15 protein-coding genes and 1 pseudogene are annotated in these 16,500 nt (G+C 42.6%); 13 read left to right on the top strand and 3 right to left on the bottom strand.

Going from position 1 to position 16,500, the window contains the following annotated elements; genetic code table 11:
• Positions 1-43 precede the first annotated feature (43 nt).
• The 5 genes from obgE (at position 44) to AC4HAF_RS08790 (ending at position 4,073) form a co-directional block, all read left to right on the top strand.
• A complete protein-coding gene (gene obgE, locus AC4HAF_RS08810; protein ID WP_491097459.1) occupies positions 44-1,354 on the top strand; it encodes a GTPase ObgE in 1,311 nt (436 codons plus the stop codon).
• A 552-nt stretch (positions 1,355-1,906) separates the two neighbouring features.
• On the top strand, positions 1,907-2,068 hold the full coding sequence (locus AC4HAF_RS08805; RefSeq protein ID WP_491090695.1) for a hypothetical protein: 162 nt from the start codon (positions 1,907-1,909) through the stop codon (positions 2,066-2,068).
• Between the two features lie 128 nt (positions 2,069-2,196).
• Complete coding sequence (locus AC4HAF_RS08800; protein WP_491097486.1) at positions 2,197-2,568, top strand: GntR family transcriptional regulator; 372 nt, start codon at positions 2,197-2,199, stop codon at positions 2,566-2,568.
• A gap of 3 nt (positions 2,569-2,571) precedes the next feature.
• A complete protein-coding gene (locus AC4HAF_RS08795; protein WP_491097458.1) occupies positions 2,572-3,423 on the top strand; it encodes an ATP-binding cassette domain-containing protein in 852 nt (283 codons plus the stop codon).
• Positions 3,420-4,073: an ABC-2 transporter permease gene (locus AC4HAF_RS08790; protein WP_491097457.1), complete on the top strand. Its 654-nt coding sequence runs from the start codon at positions 3,420-3,422 to the stop codon at positions 4,071-4,073. Before AC4HAF_RS08795 ends, AC4HAF_RS08790 begins: the two co-directional genes overlap by 4 nt.
• 94 nt (positions 4,074-4,167) lie before the next feature.
• Here the strand turns inward: AC4HAF_RS08790 and AC4HAF_RS08785 are convergent, their stop codons facing one another.
• From AC4HAF_RS08785 to AC4HAF_RS08775, 3 genes are all read right to left on the bottom strand, one after another.
• On the bottom strand, positions 4,168-5,673 hold the full coding sequence (locus AC4HAF_RS08785) for an ATP-binding cassette domain-containing protein (RefSeq protein ID WP_491097456.1): 1,506 nt from the start codon (positions 5,671-5,673) through the stop codon (positions 4,168-4,170).
• A gap of 617 nt (positions 5,674-6,290) precedes the next feature.
• Positions 6,291-7,031: an amino acid ABC transporter ATP-binding protein gene (locus AC4HAF_RS08780; protein WP_491097455.1), complete on the bottom strand. Its 741-nt coding sequence runs from the start codon at positions 7,029-7,031 to the stop codon at positions 6,291-6,293.
• A complete protein-coding gene (locus AC4HAF_RS08775) occupies positions 7,031-9,217 on the bottom strand; it encodes an ABC transporter substrate-binding protein/permease (RefSeq protein WP_491097454.1) in 2,187 nt (728 codons plus the stop codon). Before AC4HAF_RS08775 ends, AC4HAF_RS08780 begins: the two co-directional genes overlap by 1 nt.
• 182 nt (positions 9,218-9,399) lie before the next feature.
• Here AC4HAF_RS08775 and AC4HAF_RS08770 point away from each other — a divergent pair, with 182 nt between their 5' ends.
• From AC4HAF_RS08770 to AC4HAF_RS08735, 8 genes and pseudogenes are all read left to right on the top strand, one after another.
• On the top strand, positions 9,400-10,326 hold the full coding sequence (locus tag AC4HAF_RS08770; protein WP_491097453.1) for a CPBP family intramembrane glutamic endopeptidase: 927 nt from the start codon (positions 9,400-9,402) through the stop codon (positions 10,324-10,326).
• A 73-nt stretch (positions 10,327-10,399) separates the two neighbouring features.
• Positions 10,400-12,391: an excinuclease ABC subunit UvrB gene (gene uvrB / locus AC4HAF_RS08765; RefSeq protein ID WP_491097452.1), complete on the top strand. Its 1,992-nt coding sequence runs from the start codon at positions 10,400-10,402 to the stop codon at positions 12,389-12,391.
• 90 nt (positions 12,392-12,481) lie between these two features.
• Positions 12,482-12,589: pseudogene (locus AC4HAF_RS08760) on the top strand (8-oxo-dGTP diphosphatase); the annotation flags it as partial.
• Positions 12,590-12,691: 102 nt separating this feature from the next.
• Entirely contained in the window at positions 12,692-13,507 is an 816-nt protein-coding gene (locus AC4HAF_RS08755; RefSeq protein ID WP_491097451.1) for a transporter substrate-binding domain-containing protein, read from the top strand.
• 181 nt (positions 13,508-13,688) lie between these two features.
• On the top strand, positions 13,689-14,807 hold the full coding sequence (locus tag AC4HAF_RS08750; protein WP_491097450.1) for an aminotransferase: 1,119 nt from the start codon (positions 13,689-13,691) through the stop codon (positions 14,805-14,807).
• A gap of 51 nt (positions 14,808-14,858) precedes the next feature.
• Entirely contained in the window at positions 14,859-15,671 is an 813-nt protein-coding gene (locus AC4HAF_RS08745) for a transporter substrate-binding domain-containing protein (protein WP_491097449.1), read from the top strand.
• A 146-nt stretch (positions 15,672-15,817) separates the two neighbouring features.
• Positions 15,818-15,994 carry a 30S ribosomal protein S21 gene (gene rpsU, locus AC4HAF_RS08740; RefSeq protein WP_000048058.1) on the top strand — a complete coding sequence of 59 codons (177 nt, stop codon included), beginning with the start codon at positions 15,818-15,820 and terminating at the stop codon, positions 15,992-15,994.
• A 279-nt stretch (positions 15,995-16,273) separates the two neighbouring features.
• On the top strand, positions 16,274-16,500 hold a 227-nt coding region (locus AC4HAF_RS08735; protein WP_491097448.1), incomplete at its 3' end, for a transposase.

Here is a 16,500-nt window from a genome sequence, read left to right as displayed (position 1 = left end):
CACGGGCGTTTTTTTAAGCGAATTACAATAAGGTAGAAAAGATATGAGCATGTTTTTAGATACTGCTAAGGTTTCAGTAAAAGCTGGCCGCGGCGGTGATGGTATGGTTGCATTCCGCCGTGAAAAATATGTCGCCAACGGCGGTCCCTGGGGCGGTGACGGCGGCCGCGGCGGCAATGTCATCTTTGTAGTTGATGAGGGACTTCGTACTCTTATGGATTTTCGCTATAACCGCAAATTTAAAGCGAAAAATGGTGAAAAAGGCATGACCAAAGGAATGCACGGCCGCGGTGCCGAGGACCTTTATGTGCGTGTACCGCAGGGAACAACGGTTCGCGATGCGCAAACCGGTAAGGTTCTTGCCGATTTAATCGTAAACAATCAGGAGTTTATTGCGGCTCACGGCGGCCGCGGCGGCCGCGGAAATATCCGTTTTGCAACCCCGCGCAACCCCGCGCCTGAGATTTCCGAAAACGGTGAACCCGGCGAGGAACGCGAACTGGACTTGGAGCTGAAAATTCTGGCTGATGTTGGTTTGGTTGGTTTTCCTTCTGTTGGGAAATCAACCCTGCTCAGTGTTATTACAGCAGCCAAACCTAAAATCGGCGCCTATCATTTTACCACCATTGTTCCTAATTTGGGCATGGTGCGCACTAAGTCCGGCGAGTCCTTTGCAGTGGCTGATTTACCGGGCTTGATTGAAGGTGCCAGTCAGGGTATTGGCCTTGGAACACAGTTTCTGCGCCATATTGAGCGGACACGTGTTATTTTACATGTCATTGATATGTCGGCAGCAGAAGGACGTGATCCTTATGAAGATTATTTGGCAATCAATAAAGAATTGGAAACCTATAACCTGCGGCTGCTGGAGCGTCCGCAAATTATTGTTGCAAATAAAATGGATATGCCTCAGGCTGCGGAGAATCTTGAAAAATTCAAAGAAAAGCTGGCGGCCAACTATGATGAGTTTGAGGATCAGCCGCAAATTTTTCCAATTTCGGGTATTGCCCACCAAGGGCTGGATGCACTATTGGATGCGACAGCACAGCTTTTGAATCAGACAGATGACTTCTTGATTTATGACGAATCAGAGATGCAGGAAGAAGCTTACTATGGTTTTGATGAGGAAGAAAAAGCCTTTGATATTTCCCGAGCTGATGATGCTGCTTGGGTACTCTCCGGTGAAAAACTTGAAAAACTCTTTGTCATGACCAATTTGGAACGCGACGAATCTATTATGAAATTTTCGCGCCAATTGCGGGCTATGGGTGTTGATGAGGCTCTGCGCGAACGCGGGGCTAAAGATGGGGATATTGTCCGTATCGGTAAATTTGAATTTGAGTTTGTGGATTAACTCGCTAAGAGTGATTATGCTATTAAAATAGCAATCACTCTACGCCAAGTGCTATGACACTTGGCTAAGCGACTTACTAGCTCGAAAAACGATTAGTCTCGAATCGTTTTTTTCACGTCGTGACTTTTTCATGAATAAAGGAGAAGCTGCTAGCGGCCTGCCTATCAACATCACTAAGGCAGTCAAATCAGTAATAACGACTGGTTTGACTGCCTGTCGTAACACTAGGCTTTGGGTTGGCAAAGGTATCCAGTAGAAAAGTGAAAATTGCTAGGATATTTGGCTAAGCGACTTACTAGCTCGAAAAACGATTAGTCTCGAATCGTTTTTCTCACGTCGTGACTTTTTCATGAATAAAGGAGAATCTGCTGGCGGCCTGCCTATCAACATCACTAAGGCAGACAAATCAGTAGTATCGACTGATTTGTTTACCTGTCGTAACATCAGGCTTTTGGCTGGCAAAAAGAATGCTAGCCACTATAGAATGAGTTAAGCTCAGCCGGGCTTTACGAGTAACTAAATGTTAAGCCTAATCAAGATGGAGGTTTTATTATGGGTGACAAGCCGATATCGTTTAAAGATAAAGATGGTAATTTTGTGTCAGCAGCCGATGTTTGGAATGCTGAGAAATTAGAAAAACTTTTTAATAAACTCAATCCCAATCGCAGGCTGCGGTTGGAACGCGAAAAACTTGCCAAAGAAAAAACAGAATAACGCAAAATACCAGCCTGATGTGAATATCAGCTGGTATTTTTTTTAAAATTTTCCATAAACAGCATATAACACTTGACAAGAGTTCTATACTGTTATATACTGTTTACAACAAGAAGGAAAATCAGATGATGCAAATAATAATTAATAACACTTCTATGGTTCCAATTTATGAGCAGATTGCAGAGCAAGTAAAGAAAGGCATCCGAACAGGTCAGTTAAAAGAAAATGATCTCTTACCGTCCGTCCGTTCGTTATCCAAGGATTTAAAAATCAGTGCACTGACCGTAAAAAAGGCCTATGATGTTTTAGAAAGCGACGGTTTTACAGTCACTGTCCATGGCAAGGGCAGCTATGTTGCCGCTGTAAACCCGGAACTCTTATTGGAAGAGCAGAAAAAAGAAATAGAGAGCGATTTTGAGCGCGCCATTCAAAAAGGAAGGCGTTACGGCCTTTCTGACAAGGAAATCAGGAGTCTATTTGATTTGATTTTGGAGGACTAAGCCATGTTAAAAATCAACGATTTAAGGAAACAATATGATCGCTTTTCTCTGAAGGCTTCGCTAGACATCAAAGAGGGAGTGATTACCGGTTTGATTGGACAAAATGGATCCGGCAAAACGACACTGTTTAAGTCTATCTTAGGTTTGATTTCAGCAGACGGCGGGCAGATTAGTCTTTTTGGGAAAGACAGTCGGCGTTTGACTGCTAAGGACAAGGAAAAACTGGGCGTAGTGCTTTCTGATTCTGGATTCAGCGGCTATTTACGGATAATAGACATTCTTGCGATTTTAGAAGCTATGTATCCGGCTTTTGACAAGGCATTCTTTCTTAAACAGCTGGATAGATTTCAGCTGCCAAAAGAGAAGTTTTTAAAAGATTTCTCAACAGGGATGAAAGCTAAGTTAAAAGTTTTGGTTGCTATTTCGCATCAGGCAGAACTGCTCATACTGGATGAGCCGACAGCGGGTTTGGATGTCATGACCAGAGATGAATTGCTGGACTTATTGAGAGATTATATGGAGCAGGACGACAGACGCTCTATCTTGATTAGTTCCCATATTTCAAGTGACTTAGAAAGTCTGTGCGACGATCTTTACATGATAGATAATGGCCGAGTTATTCTGCACGAGGAAACAGATGTTTTACTGAGTGATTATGCTGTCTTGAAAGCTACAGAAGAACAGTTTGCTGAATTGGATAAATCTTTTATTCTTCGTTTTAAAAAAGGAAAATTTGGCTATAGCTGCCTGACCAATCAAAAACAATTTTACTTGGAAAACTACCCCGCAATTGCTCTTGAAAAGGGGACAATTGACACGGTGACAGCCTTGATGATAAGGGGGGATAAACTATGAAAGGGCTTTTGATAAAAGATTTTAAATTGATTGGGCAGCAAAAAAACTTCTTTTATTTGCTGCTGGCTGTTGTGATTGGATTGGTTGGCTTTTCTGATGACATTGCTTTTCCCTTATATTTTATGACGTTTTCCGTTTCCTTATTTGCTTTAACAACTACCAGCTATGATGAACTTGACAATGGAAGTGCCTTTTTGTTCACCCTTCCTATCACCCGCAGTAACTATGCTCTTGAAAAATATATTCTGGCTGTTCTGCTGAGTTTCAGCTCTTGGATAGCTGCTCTCCTTTTGGCAATAGCAGCTGCAAGTTTGAGGGGAATGTCAGTCAAAGATATTTTGATGACAGCCAGCTTTATTTTCCCTTTGGTTGTGATAATGCAGACCATCATGCTTCCGATTCAGCTGAAGTTTGGAGCAGAAAAAGGCCGTATCGCGATGATTGCAAGCATTGCCGGACTGGTTGTTCTAGGTATTGTTCTTCTTAAAACTGCTAAAATGTTTTTTGACATTGATTTGGCAAATTTGCTCAATCACCTGCCTGTTCTCAGCGCAGAAGCACTCGTCGTCTTATTAATTCTTGCAGCTCTTCTGATTTTGGCGATTTCCTTAAAAATCAGTATTGGTATTATGAAAACTAAAGAATTTTAAAAATGAGGTTAACTAAGAATGATAAAAGAGTGGGAAACAACATCGAAATCGCCATTTCATGACTATTTACCGATTTTTCCCCACTCTCTTTTAGTTATTGAATCTTTCTGAGGTGCTTTTGATCAAGTTCGTAAACAGTGCTGCCAATTTCCTCAATAAACTTTCGGTCATGGGAAACGCTGATGATGCAGCTGGGGTAATCCTTAAGAAGTTGCCGGATAAGCGGCTGGCTGGTTGGCGAGAAGTGGCGTGTTGGTTCATCCAGAATGAGCACATTATTTCCTTCCAGAACCATTTTAGCCAGAAAGAGCTTGGCCTTTTGGCCGCCGGAGAGGTCAAGGACGGAGTGCTCGACTTCTTGGCGTGTGAATTGCAGGCTGGCAAGGATGGTTCGTACCTTTTCAGGACTTGCGGCATCCGATAAAAAGCTCAGAGCAGTTTGGTGGGGATCTAAAATCTCCTCGTCATTTTGGGGCATGTAGCCCAAGGAAAGGTCTGTTCTTGTTCTCAGTTCTTCCAAAACTTGCTTGAGCAGAAGTGTCTTGCCAATGCCATTTTGCCCTGTAATGACCAGCTTGTCCTGGCCACGAATTTGCCAATCGACTTTTTGTCCGCTTACTAAGTCTTTTGTCTCCCATTTGAGAATGATCTTACCAGCAGGCAGAGCCTGAATATCTGAAAAGAAAAGGGCAATCGTATCCATATCCTGAGGAATTTCAGTGAATTGGTCCGCCTCTTTGTTTAGGCGGCCTTTTTGAGCTTGGTGGGCATGCATTTTTTTGGCTAGAAGCCGTCCTGTAACATCATTTTTGGTCTTGCGCAGTTCATGTTCTATACGTTGCTGAATGCGCTGGTATTTCTGAGTTTTTTGGGCATGTTCTTCGCGCTCCTTATTGGCCAGCTGCAGTTGGCGTTCAAACCGTTCACGTCTTTGCTGACGATAGCTTTGGTAGTCTCCATGAAAATAGCTGGCCCGCGCTTCTTGACGTTTTTTCAATAATTCAAGATGAAGTATAGCAGTAGCAGTGTTTGTTAAGAGCTCTTCATCATGTGAGATAAAGATAACAGTCTTATCTGTTCTTTTGATAAATTTTTCCAGCCATTGCAGACTTTCTAGGTCCAAATCACTGGAAGGTTCATCAAAGAGCAAGAGATCAGGGTCACTGGCTAAGATTTTCAGCAGCTGCAATTTCAATTTTTCCCCGCCTGAGAGGTTTCTGACAAATTGTTGATGGTCATCAAAGCGATTAGTATCAAACTGAAAGAGCTCTGCCATTTGATAAAAAAGATTAAAATCAAAGCGGTCATAGTCTATATCATGGTAGAGGCAGTCGCTTAAGCTGCGGTCTAAATCTGCTGGCGCTATATTCTGAGGGAGGTACCCTGTACGGCTAAAGCGGTTGGTGATTGTTCCTTCCATGGTGGTATAGCCAGCAATCAAGCGAGGATTGAGAATGGCTTTAAGCAGGGTAGACTTACCAGTTCCCTCTTCACCGATAAGAGCCAGTTTGTCGCCAGGGTTGACCACAAGATTAAGATCTCGAATAAGTGTTTGCAAATCTTTCTGGTGGGTAATCGTTAGATGCTGGAGTTGCAGCATGGACTGTCCTTCTTTCTTTTTCAAACAATAAAAGCCGCTACTTTATCTAGTAGGGCTTTCTTTATGCCATCAAAAACAGCAGCAGTCTATACTTTTTGAAAATAAAAATGGTAGGTCGGTGAGTCACTTTTAGTACCGGCTGCAGCTTGTCACCTAGCATCATTTTGATTTTATTTGAGTATCGGCTGCAATTTTTTGGATCTTGGTGCACACAAAAAATTCTTCTAGATAAAGTATATCCACTATGAAGAATTTTAGTTTTTCAATGCACCATACCTCCAATGATATTATAAAATCAGTTTAGCAAAACGCTTTCAAAAAGTCAATGGGGCACGTTACAATAAAAAATTTAAAGGTCTTAAAGGACTTTGCAGCAGATGAGATTGAAAAGTTGAGGCTGTCAAAACAGTTACGGCAGTTAAAAAGCAAGACCGATGATGTCTTGCTTTTTAACTTAGTAAGGGAGCTAGTTAATCCACTATAGTGGCTGATATGACGACGTAAAAAAACTTAGTTCGACAATAACTAAGTTTTTTTACTAGTAAGGTGTTTAGCAAGGTCTTATAGGACCTTGCGTAGTTTAGCTGGTGACTTTAGTCACAGATAAACTTAACACATTAAACATTCAGCACTTTATCCAAGAAGTCTTTAAGACGCGGGTGCTGTGGGTTATCGAAAATTTCTTCAGGGGAACCGTCTTCAAGGAAGCGTCCGCCATCGGTAAAGATAACGCGGTTGGCGACCTTACGCGCAAAGCCCATCTCGTGGGTGACAATCAGCATGGTCATGCCTTGTTCAGCCAAGTCCTTCATGACATTAAGCACATCGCCGACCATTTCAGGGTCAAGAGCTGATGTGGGCTCATCAAAGAGCATGATGTCCGGATTCATGGCGAGGCTGCGAGCGATAGCCACGCGTTGTTTCTGGCCGCCTGAGAGACTGTCAGGATAAGCTTGCGCCTTGTCAGAAAGACCGACTTTTTCCAAAAGTTCCATACCGTGCTTTTGAGCTTCTTCTTTAGATTCTTTTCCGAGTTCAATCGGGGCAAAGGTGATGTTTTCAAGAACGGTCATGTGCGGGAAAAGGTTGAAATGCTGAAAAACCATTCCGATATTTTCCCGAGCTTTATCGACATTGGTAGAAGGGTCTGAGAGTTCATAACCGTCAACAATGACCTTGCCGCTGGTAACAGATTCGAGAAGGTTCAGCGTGCGCAGGAAGGTCGATTTTCCGGAGCCTGAAGGACCGATAATGCAGACAACATCTCCCTCATTAAACTGCACATCAATACCTTTGAGGACCTCATTTTGCCCGAAAGATTTATGTAAATCCTGAACATCAATTTTTAAATCAGTCATTATTTAATCCTCTTTTCTAAGCGTTTTGCCAGACGTGTCAAGAGTGTAATGATTACAAGGTACATCAGAGCAAGAATGGCATACATGCGGAATGATTGGTAGTTGCGGGCAATGATAATCTTGCCGGCTTGGAAAAGCTCAATCAGTCCGATAGCTGAGATAATGGTGGTATCCTTAAGTGAAATAACAAATTGATTGATAAAGTTAGGCAGCATCATTTTGAAAGCCTGCGGCAGAATGATTTTTTGCATGGTCGTCTTATAAGAAATACCCAAGCTGCGGCTGGCTTCCATCTGTCCGATTGGAACAGCTTCAATACCGCCGCGGACGATTTCAGCAATATAAGCACCGCCATTTAAGGTAAGCGCAATAGTACCTGCGACGAAATCATTGATAGGACTTTGCTGACCGGTAACAGATTCAATCAGATTAGGGATTCCCCAGAAGATGAAGGCAGCGACAATCATCAGCGGAATACCGCGCACCACATCAACAAAGACGGCAGCGATAACACGCAGTGCCTTGTAAGGGCTGACACTCATCATACCAAAGATAATGCCGACAATCAGGGCAAGGCCGAATGACAGAAGCGCTAAGCTCAGGGTTGTTCCAAGGCCGGATAAGAGCTGTTTGTAATTGTTGGTGATCAGCCCCCAAATGGTAGATTCATCGACAGCTGATTCTGATTTAGCGTTTTCTTTGTTATCAGACAGGTATTTGTTGACGATTTTATCATACCGGCCTGATTTTTTAAGAGCTGCTAAGCCGTTGTTAAACATTTGAATGAGCTCAGGATTGCTGCCTTTTTTAACAGCAAAACCATATTCGCCGGATTTTTCACCCGGAATCGGTGTTTCAAACTTACGTCCCTGCTGGATGGCATATTTAAGGACTGCTTCATCATCCATGAGGGCGTAGATAGAGCCGGAATTCAAACTGTCATACATGGTTGACGCTTCATCAAATGATTTTAAGGTGTAACCGTACTTATCCTTATTTTTTTCAAGGAAGGCATAAGAAGCTGTTCCGTTTTTGGCTCCGACTTTTTTGCCTTTCAAATCTTTGTAAGACACAAGACCGCTTCCCTTACGAACGGCTAATAAGGTATTTGACGTATAGTAGGGGTCGGAAAAATCAAAGATTTTTTTGCGCTCATCGGTAATGGACATTCCGGCCATAACAGCGTCTGCCTGACTTGACTGAACAGTATTGAGAGCAGCGTCAAATCCCGGATTTTCCGTTTGAATCTTAAAGCCCTGCTGTTTGGCAATGGCTTTGATCAGATCAACGTCAATACCGACGTATTTACCGCCGTCATTTTGAAATTCAAAAGGAGCAAAGGAAGAATCCATTACGATCTTGTAGCTGCTTTTAACCGGCTTTGCTTTGGCCTTGGCATCACCTGTGCTCTGTGATTTAACAGTGTCGGCAGAAGCAGATTTAGACGAAATCCACTTGTTCATGATCTCATCATAAGTTCCGTCAGCTTTCATTTGTTTTAAGGCTTTGTTGAAATCTTTGACGAGGTATTCATACTTACTGCCTTTTTTGACGGCGAAAGCAAAGCTGCCAATAGGCTCGCCTTCCATTTCGATACGGAGATTCTGACCTTGATTGATAGCGTATTGGGCAACAGGTTTGTCATCCATAACGGCATCAACAGAAGCAGATTCTAAACTGTTATACATAGAATCGCCGGTGTCAAAAGATTTGATTTTATAGTGGTACTTATCCTTCTTTTTTTCGAGAAAGCTTTGGGCAGCTGTCCCGTTTTTAACACCTACCGTCTTGCCTTTGAGCTGACTGTACTTGGTAATCTTGTCTTTGCTGCGAGTAACAATGACAATTTTGGTATCATAATAAGTGTCTGAAAAAGTAAAGACTTTTTTACGCTCTTTGGTAACAGTTGTTCCTGCCATCAAAGCATCGGCCTGTCCGGACTGAACGGCATTAACCGCCGCATCGAAACCGGGGAAGGACATTTTGTAGTCCCAGCCGCTGATTTCAGCTGCTTTTTTAATGATATCTACATCAATTCCCTTATAGACCTGGTCGCTGTCCTTAAATTCAAATGGTGCATAAGTAGAATCTGAAACAACCTTGATGGTATCAGCAGAAACTTTTGCGCCAAAGATAAAAGCCAGTGTCAAAAATGCTGTCATAAGAGCAACTATCTTTCGCTTCATGTTCGTACTCCTTCATAAAAATTACTTTATTATATCAAATATTAAAAATTTAGGCAAGAACAGTCCTGCATGCCATGTAAGAAAACATAACATAGATATGCCGTTGACTTTTAAGAGGAAAAAGTGTAAATTGCTATATATTATAAGGAACTTTTACCAATGAATTAAAGGAAGAATCACCTATGCAAAAAAGAATTTTAGAAGCTCCGACACTCCTTTATCAGAGAATACCTAGCTGGCTCTTTATTATTTTAGCCTGTATTATGGTCTATCTTTTTGTTTTTCTGGGGAGTTTTGCCGGAGGAGCTGTACTGTCTCTGCCGATAATGACGCTTTATCTCATTGATCCGATAAAGTTCAGTCTTACTGCGGCCTTTAGCAGCTTATATTTTCAGCTGTTCTTATTTTTCTTTGTTTCTCTAGTGGTCTTTGCCTGGGTGAAGTGGGCTGAAAAGCGCCCGATTTCCAGTTTGGGGCTATTCAGGAAAAATTGGTTTCAAGCCATCATTAAAGGCTGGGGTGTAGGCATGCTTGTTTTTTCGGCAGCTTTTCTGCTAACCTACCTTTTTGGCGGTGTTGAACTGCAGTCTGTTGATTTTTCGGGAGGAGCCGTTTTGTCTGTCTTGTCAACTATCCCCTTTTGGTTTATTCAGGGCGGGACAGAAGAACTGCTGACACGCGGCTGGCTTTTGCCTTTGATCAATAAGCGCAGCAATCTTGCGGCAGCTATCGGAATTTCCAGCAGTCTTTTCGGACTGATGCACTTGGGAAACAGCCGCGTGACTGTCTTTTCGATACTCAGTATCATTTTGTCAGGTGTTTTTATGGCACTGTATATGTTAAAGACGGATAACCTTTGGGGCGTTGCCGGCCTGCATGGTGCTTGGAATTTTACTCAGGGAAATCTCTTTGGAGTAGCTGTCAGCGGACAAGGTGCAGGGACATCTTTATTTTACTTCAGCAGCAAAGCCGATGCAGCCGAATGGATTTCAGGCGGCGCCTTTGGAACAGAAGGGAGTCTTCTGACCAGTCTGGTACTTGTTGTGGCTATCGTCATACTTGGTTTTTTGCTTAAAAAAGAAAAGGTCACCCTTGCTAAGGACGCTTGAGTTTGAAACTCAGGCTTTTTCTTTTAGGCTTTTCTTGTGATAAAATAGAGAGTAGAAAATGAGGTGGCAGTGAATGATAGATAAAACAGAGAATAATCAGTTTAAACTGGTTTCCAAATACCAGCCTTCCGGGGATCAGCCGCAGGCCATTGAACAGTTAGTAGATAATATTGAAGGCGGTGAGAAAGCGCAGATCCTGATGGGAGCGACCGGGACAGGTAAGACTTATACCATGAGTCAGGTGATCCAAAGGGTCAATAAACCGACTCTCGTTATCGCCCACAATAAAACTTTGGCCGGTCAGCTTTATGGGGAATTTAAAGAATTTTTCCCTGATAATGCAGTCGAATACTTTGTATCTTACTATGATTACTATCAGCCGGAAGCCTATGTGCCGTCCAGCGATACTTATATCGAAAAGGACAGCTCCGTCAATGACGAAATTGACAAGCTGCGCCACTCGGCAACCTCGTCTTTACTGGAGCGCAACGATGTTATTGTGGTGGCGTCTGTGTCTTGTATTTACGGTTTGGGTTCACCCAAGGAATACGCAGACAGTGTTGTCAGTCTGCGTCCGGGTCAGGAGATTTCTAGGGATCAGCTGCTCAATAGTTTAGTTGATATTCAGTTTGAGCGCAATGACATTGACTTTCAGCGCGGTCGTTTTCGTGTGCGCGGCGATGTGGTGGAAATTTTCCCGGCATCCCGTGATGAGCATGCCTTTCGGGTTGAATTTTTCGGGGATGAGATTGACCGCATTCGGGAAATTGAAAGTCTGACCGGCCGTGTCTTAGGAGAAGTCGATCATTTGGCTATTTTCCCGGCGACTCACTTTATGACCAATGACGAGCATATGGAGATTGCCATAGCAAGGATTCAAGAGGAATTGAAAGAACAGCTCAAGCTCTTTGAATCGGAGGGCAAACTCTTAGAAGCTCAGCGATTGAAACAAAGAACCGACTATGACATTGAAATGCTGCGGGAGATGGGCTATACCAACGGTGTCGAAAACTATTCCCGCCATATGGACGGAAGAAGTGAAGGCGAGCCACCTTACACTCTTTTAGACTTTTTCCCAGAAGATTTTCTGATCATGGTCGATGAAAGCCATATGACCATGGGGCAGATTAAGGGGATGTATAATGGCGACCGTTCGCGTAAAGAGATGCTGGTCAACTACGGTTTTCGTCTTCCGAGTGCCCTGGACAACCGCCCGCTGCGCCGGGAAGAATTTGAAAGTCATGTCCATCAGATTGTTTACGTGTCTGCCACTCCGGGAGATTATGAGCTTGCACAGACCGATACAGTCATCGAGCAAATTATTCGTCCGACAGGTCTTCTTGACCCGGAAGTAGAAGTCCGGCCGACCATGGGGCAGATGGACGACTTGCTGGGCGAAATTACGGTGCGTGCTGAAAAAGGCGAACGAACCTTTATCACTACTCTAACGAAAAAAATGGCAGAAGACCTGACCGACTATCTCAAGGAAATGGGTGTCAAGGTTAAGTACATGCACTCGGACATCAAGACCTTGGAGCGGACCGAAATTATCCGCGACTTGCGGCTGGGTGTTTTTGATGTGCTTGTAGGGATTAATCTGCTGCGCGAAGGAATCGATGTACCTGAGGTCAGCTTAGTTGCGATCCTTGATGCTGACAAGGAAGGCTTCCTGCGCAATGAACGCGGGCTTATCCAAACCATCGGCCGGGCGGCACGAAACAGTGAGGGTCATGTGATCATGTACGCTGATACCATGACCCAGTCCATGAAAAATGCTATTGACGAAACGCACCGCCGCCGCCAAATTCAAATGGCTTACAACGAAGAACACGGCATTACTCCTCAGACAATCAAAAAAGACATTCGCGATCTTATCGCCATCAGCAAATCCGCAGACAGCGATGTAGCTGAAGCACAAACGGACTACAGTGCCATGAACAAAACAGAACGCCAAGAAGTCATCAAGAAGCTGCAAAAGCAAATGCAGGAAGCAGCCGAACTGCTTGACTTTGAACTGGCTGCAGAACTTCGCGATATGGTGCTGGAATTAAAAGCGATGGATTAAGGGGAGAAGTAATATGTCAGAAAATAATTTTAATATCCAAGAAGTCAATACAATAACAGAATTTGTAATCTGATTGCTTAACTGTCTATCTTAGCCTATGCTTTGTTCAATTTGCTGCGTGTGTCTGAAGAAGGAGATTTGTCTGAATTATTTTACAGTGAACGCTTAGCAGATAAGTCTGTCAGTTCCTTATTATGAATAACAATGAATTTTTATAAAAAAATACTTGACAAATGAATAAATATAAAATATAATAATCCTATCTTAACAAAAATAGGAATTTAGGAATTGAGGATTATTATGAAAATTATTAAAAAAGTGATTGTGGGAGTTTTTGCTGCTTTGTCTTTGATTAGCCTTGCTGCCTGCGGGTCGTCATCCAAGGACGATTCTTTGAAAAAGATTGAGGACAAAGGAAAACTTGTTGTTGCCATGAACCCTGAGTTTGCTCCGTTTGAATTTAAAACCTTGGTCAATGGTAAAGATACCATCGTCGGAGCAGATGTTGAGATTGCCAAAGCCATCGCTAAAGAACTGGGTGTCAAAGTCGAATTTTCGGCCATGTCATTTAACAATGTCCTGTCGAGCGTTCAGTCAGGTAAGGCGGATATTGCGATTTCAGGCATTTCGGCAACTAAAGAACGTCAAAAAGTGTACGATTTTTCAGAAACTTATTACGAGTCCGTCAATGTGGTCATTGTCAAAAAATCTGAATTAGCCAAATATAAGAAAACTGATTCACTGAAAGGGCTCTCGGTAACTACTCAAAAGGGAAGCATTCAAGAAGATGTTGCCAAAAAACAATTGACAGGTGCTAAAATCATCTCTCTCGTTCAAAACGGCGAGATGATCAATGAATTAAAATCCGGTCAAGTGAACGGCGTCGTTTTGGAAAAGCCGATTGCAGAAGGCTATGTGGCTAAAAACAGCGACTTGGCCATTGCTGAAATCAAATTAAAATCGGGAGCTTCTGATTCCTATGCTGTTGCCATGCCTAAGGGCAGTCCTTCTCTTAAGAAAAAAGTTGATAAGGTCATTAAGCAGCTGAAGAAGTCTGATAAAATTGACGGTTTTGTCAAAGAAGCCTATAACTTATCTGTTTCCAGCAAAGAATAGCAGTTCTGTGTTAGGATAAGCCGTTTATGAAAAATCAAGAAAAGCCCTCGGCAGGTGTTTGCGAGCCTGCTGAGGGCTTTGTCTAGTAATGGGAAAACGGGCTGTCTGTCCTTACTTTCTCGGCATTGACAAGTGCCTGCTTATTAAGTATTATCATAGTAGGAAAATAAAAGGAGTCAAGATGAAATTACCACGTTTTGGAGTGGAAGAATGGCTGAATGTTCATGAAAAGGATGCTCTCTATGATATTGCCGGTGTATCTATCTCGGCTTTGACCTTGGAGGAGCTTTTTGAGCTGACACAGCAAGATCTGAGGAGTTTTTTTCAGGAGCTGTCCCGAAAAAAGCTGGACTACGGCTGGATAGAGGGTTCGCCCGAATTCAAAAGGGAAGTCTGCGGGCTTTATAAGACCATTCAGCCTGAGCAGATTTTGCAGACCAATGGTGCAACTGGTGCCAATATGCTGGCGCTCTACGCCTTAATTGAGCCTCAGGATCACGTTATCTCAGTATACCCCGCCTATCAGCAGCTCTATGACATTCCTAAATCTCTCGGAGCAGAAGTGGATTTGTGGCGAATCAGAGAGGAAAACAATTGGCTGCCGGATCTGGATGATTTGCGCAGGCTGATTCGTCCCAATACTAAAATGATTTGTATCAATAATGCTCACAATCCGACAGGGGCTGTTATGGACGAAGCTTACCTGCAGGAGTTAACAGCTATTGCTGAATCCTGCGGGGCTTATATTCTGTCTGATGAGGTCTATAAATCGTTTTCTGATCAGCGAGAAGTCCCAGCCATTGCTGACTTATACGATAGGGGGATTTCAGTTGACAGTCTGTCAAAGGCCTACTCTCTGCCCGGTATACGTGTAGGCTGGGTAGCTTCAAATAAGGAAGTAGCAGACATTCTCAGAGACTATCGCGATTATACCATGATCTGTGCCGGTGTCTTTGATGATATGCTGGCTGCCTTTGCCTTGAAAAACCGTCAGGCTATTCTTAAGCGAAATCAAAAGATTGTCAGTGAAAATCTTTTGATTTTAAAAAATTGGCTGGCACAGGAGCCGCGGGCCCATGCTATCCTGCCGGATCATGTTTCCACTTCGCTGATTAAGCTGGATGTACCGCTTCCCATTGAAGATTTTTGCAAACAGCTTTTATCAGATTACGGTGTGCTGCTGGTTCCGGGCAATCGTTTTGATCTTGAGGGCTATGTCCGCCTTGGTTACTGTGGTGATAAAGGTGTTTTAAAAACAGCCTTGTCAAAATTATCCCAATGCCTGAAACAATTTGACTGATAAGGGTAATAAAATTTATAATAGACTTATCAAAATAGAAAAGAGAAAAAAATGACACTTAAAAAATTATTGCTGACTTTCCTCAGCCTTTTGGCTGTAGTGGCCTTGACTGCCTGCGGTGCTTCCAGTTCAAAAGATATGCAGGACAAAGTGAAAGAAAAGAAAAAACTTGTTGTTGCTGTCAGTCCGGATTATGCGCCTTTTGAATTTAAGGCTCTGATTGACGGCAAAGATACCGTGGTCGGTGCTGATATTGAACTGGCAAGGGCGATTGCCGATGAATTGGGAGTCAAGCTGGAAATATCATCAATGAGTTTTGACAATGTGCTCTCCAGTATAAAAACTGGCAAGGCTGATATCGCTATTTCCGGTTTATCTTATACCAAGGAACGTGCCAAAGTTTATGATTTTTCAGATGCTTATTACAAGACAGAAAATGCTATCTTAATCAGAAAGTCTGATCTTAATAAATACACATCGCTGGCAGCTTTCGATAAGGCCAAGGTTGCTGTTCAAAAAGGAACTATTGAAGAAGGCTTGGCAAAAGATCAATTGAGCAAATCAAACATTACTTCTTTAACCTCAATGGGTGAGGCTGTCAATGAGCTGAAATCAGGACAGGTTGATGCTATTGATTTGGAAAAACCGGTAGCAGAAGGGTACATCTCTCAAAACAGTGATCTCGTTTTGGCAAAAGTTGCCTTGAAAACAGGTGAAGGTGATGCCAAAGCTGTTGCGCTGCCGAAAGACAGCGGCAAATTAGTTAAGACAGTAAATAAGGTTATTAAAAAGCTTAAAAAAGAAGGTAAGTACAAACAGTTTATCAGCGATGCAGTTAAGCTGACCGGCCGGCAGGTTGATTAAGAATACTGATTTTTAGATTTGGTTTTCAGTGTTCTTGAAAATAAATTTTAAAATAGCCTGAAAATGCCTTGACATTTATTTCCACATTTTTGTATAATGTTTAAGAACGTGTAAATGTTACAATGAAATTGAGGGGAGTGAGATACATGTCAAAGACTGTAGTGCGTAAAAATGAATCACTTGACGATGCTCTTCGTCGTTTCAAACGTTCTGTAACTAAAGCTGGTACACTTCAAGAGTCACGCAAACGTGAATTCTACGAAAAACCTTCTGTGAAGCGTAAACGTAAATCAGAAGCAGCTCGCAAACGTAAAAAATTCTAAAGTGATTATTATTGAAAAAGCTGAAACTTTGTTTCAGTTTTTTTAGTTCTTTTCAAATCTGCCAACAAGATATTGCGGGATAAAAGGCCTTGTTTCTTTTTAGCAGTGACAAAGCTTTGGCGGCAGCCAAACAGGAATCGCTGCTGAAGATGGTAAAGAAAAAAACAGCCTAACTTAGGCTGTTCCAGACTGAAGACAAAGCTCTTAGAAATTGGTTTCTAAGAGCTTTTTGCTCTGTTTAGGAGTATACTAAAAGAAAACGGTTTGTGAGGTAAGGCCATGTTTCACAAAGAAAAGCCAGATTATAGCCGCTATCAATACGGGTTCTATACGCTTGATCAGCTTGTTCCTGAGGATCACTTTCTGCGTAAAATCGAGGCTGTGATTGATTTTGACTTCATCTATGACTTAGTTGAAGAAACTTATAGCAGTGATAATGGGCGTCCGAGTTTAGACCCTGTGATGCTCATCAAAATCCCTCTCATTCAATGTTTCTATGGCATTCG

Source organism: Streptococcus sp. ELY_90 (assembly GCF_058314475.1).
This window is presented reverse-complemented; position numbering and strand designations above follow the sequence as displayed.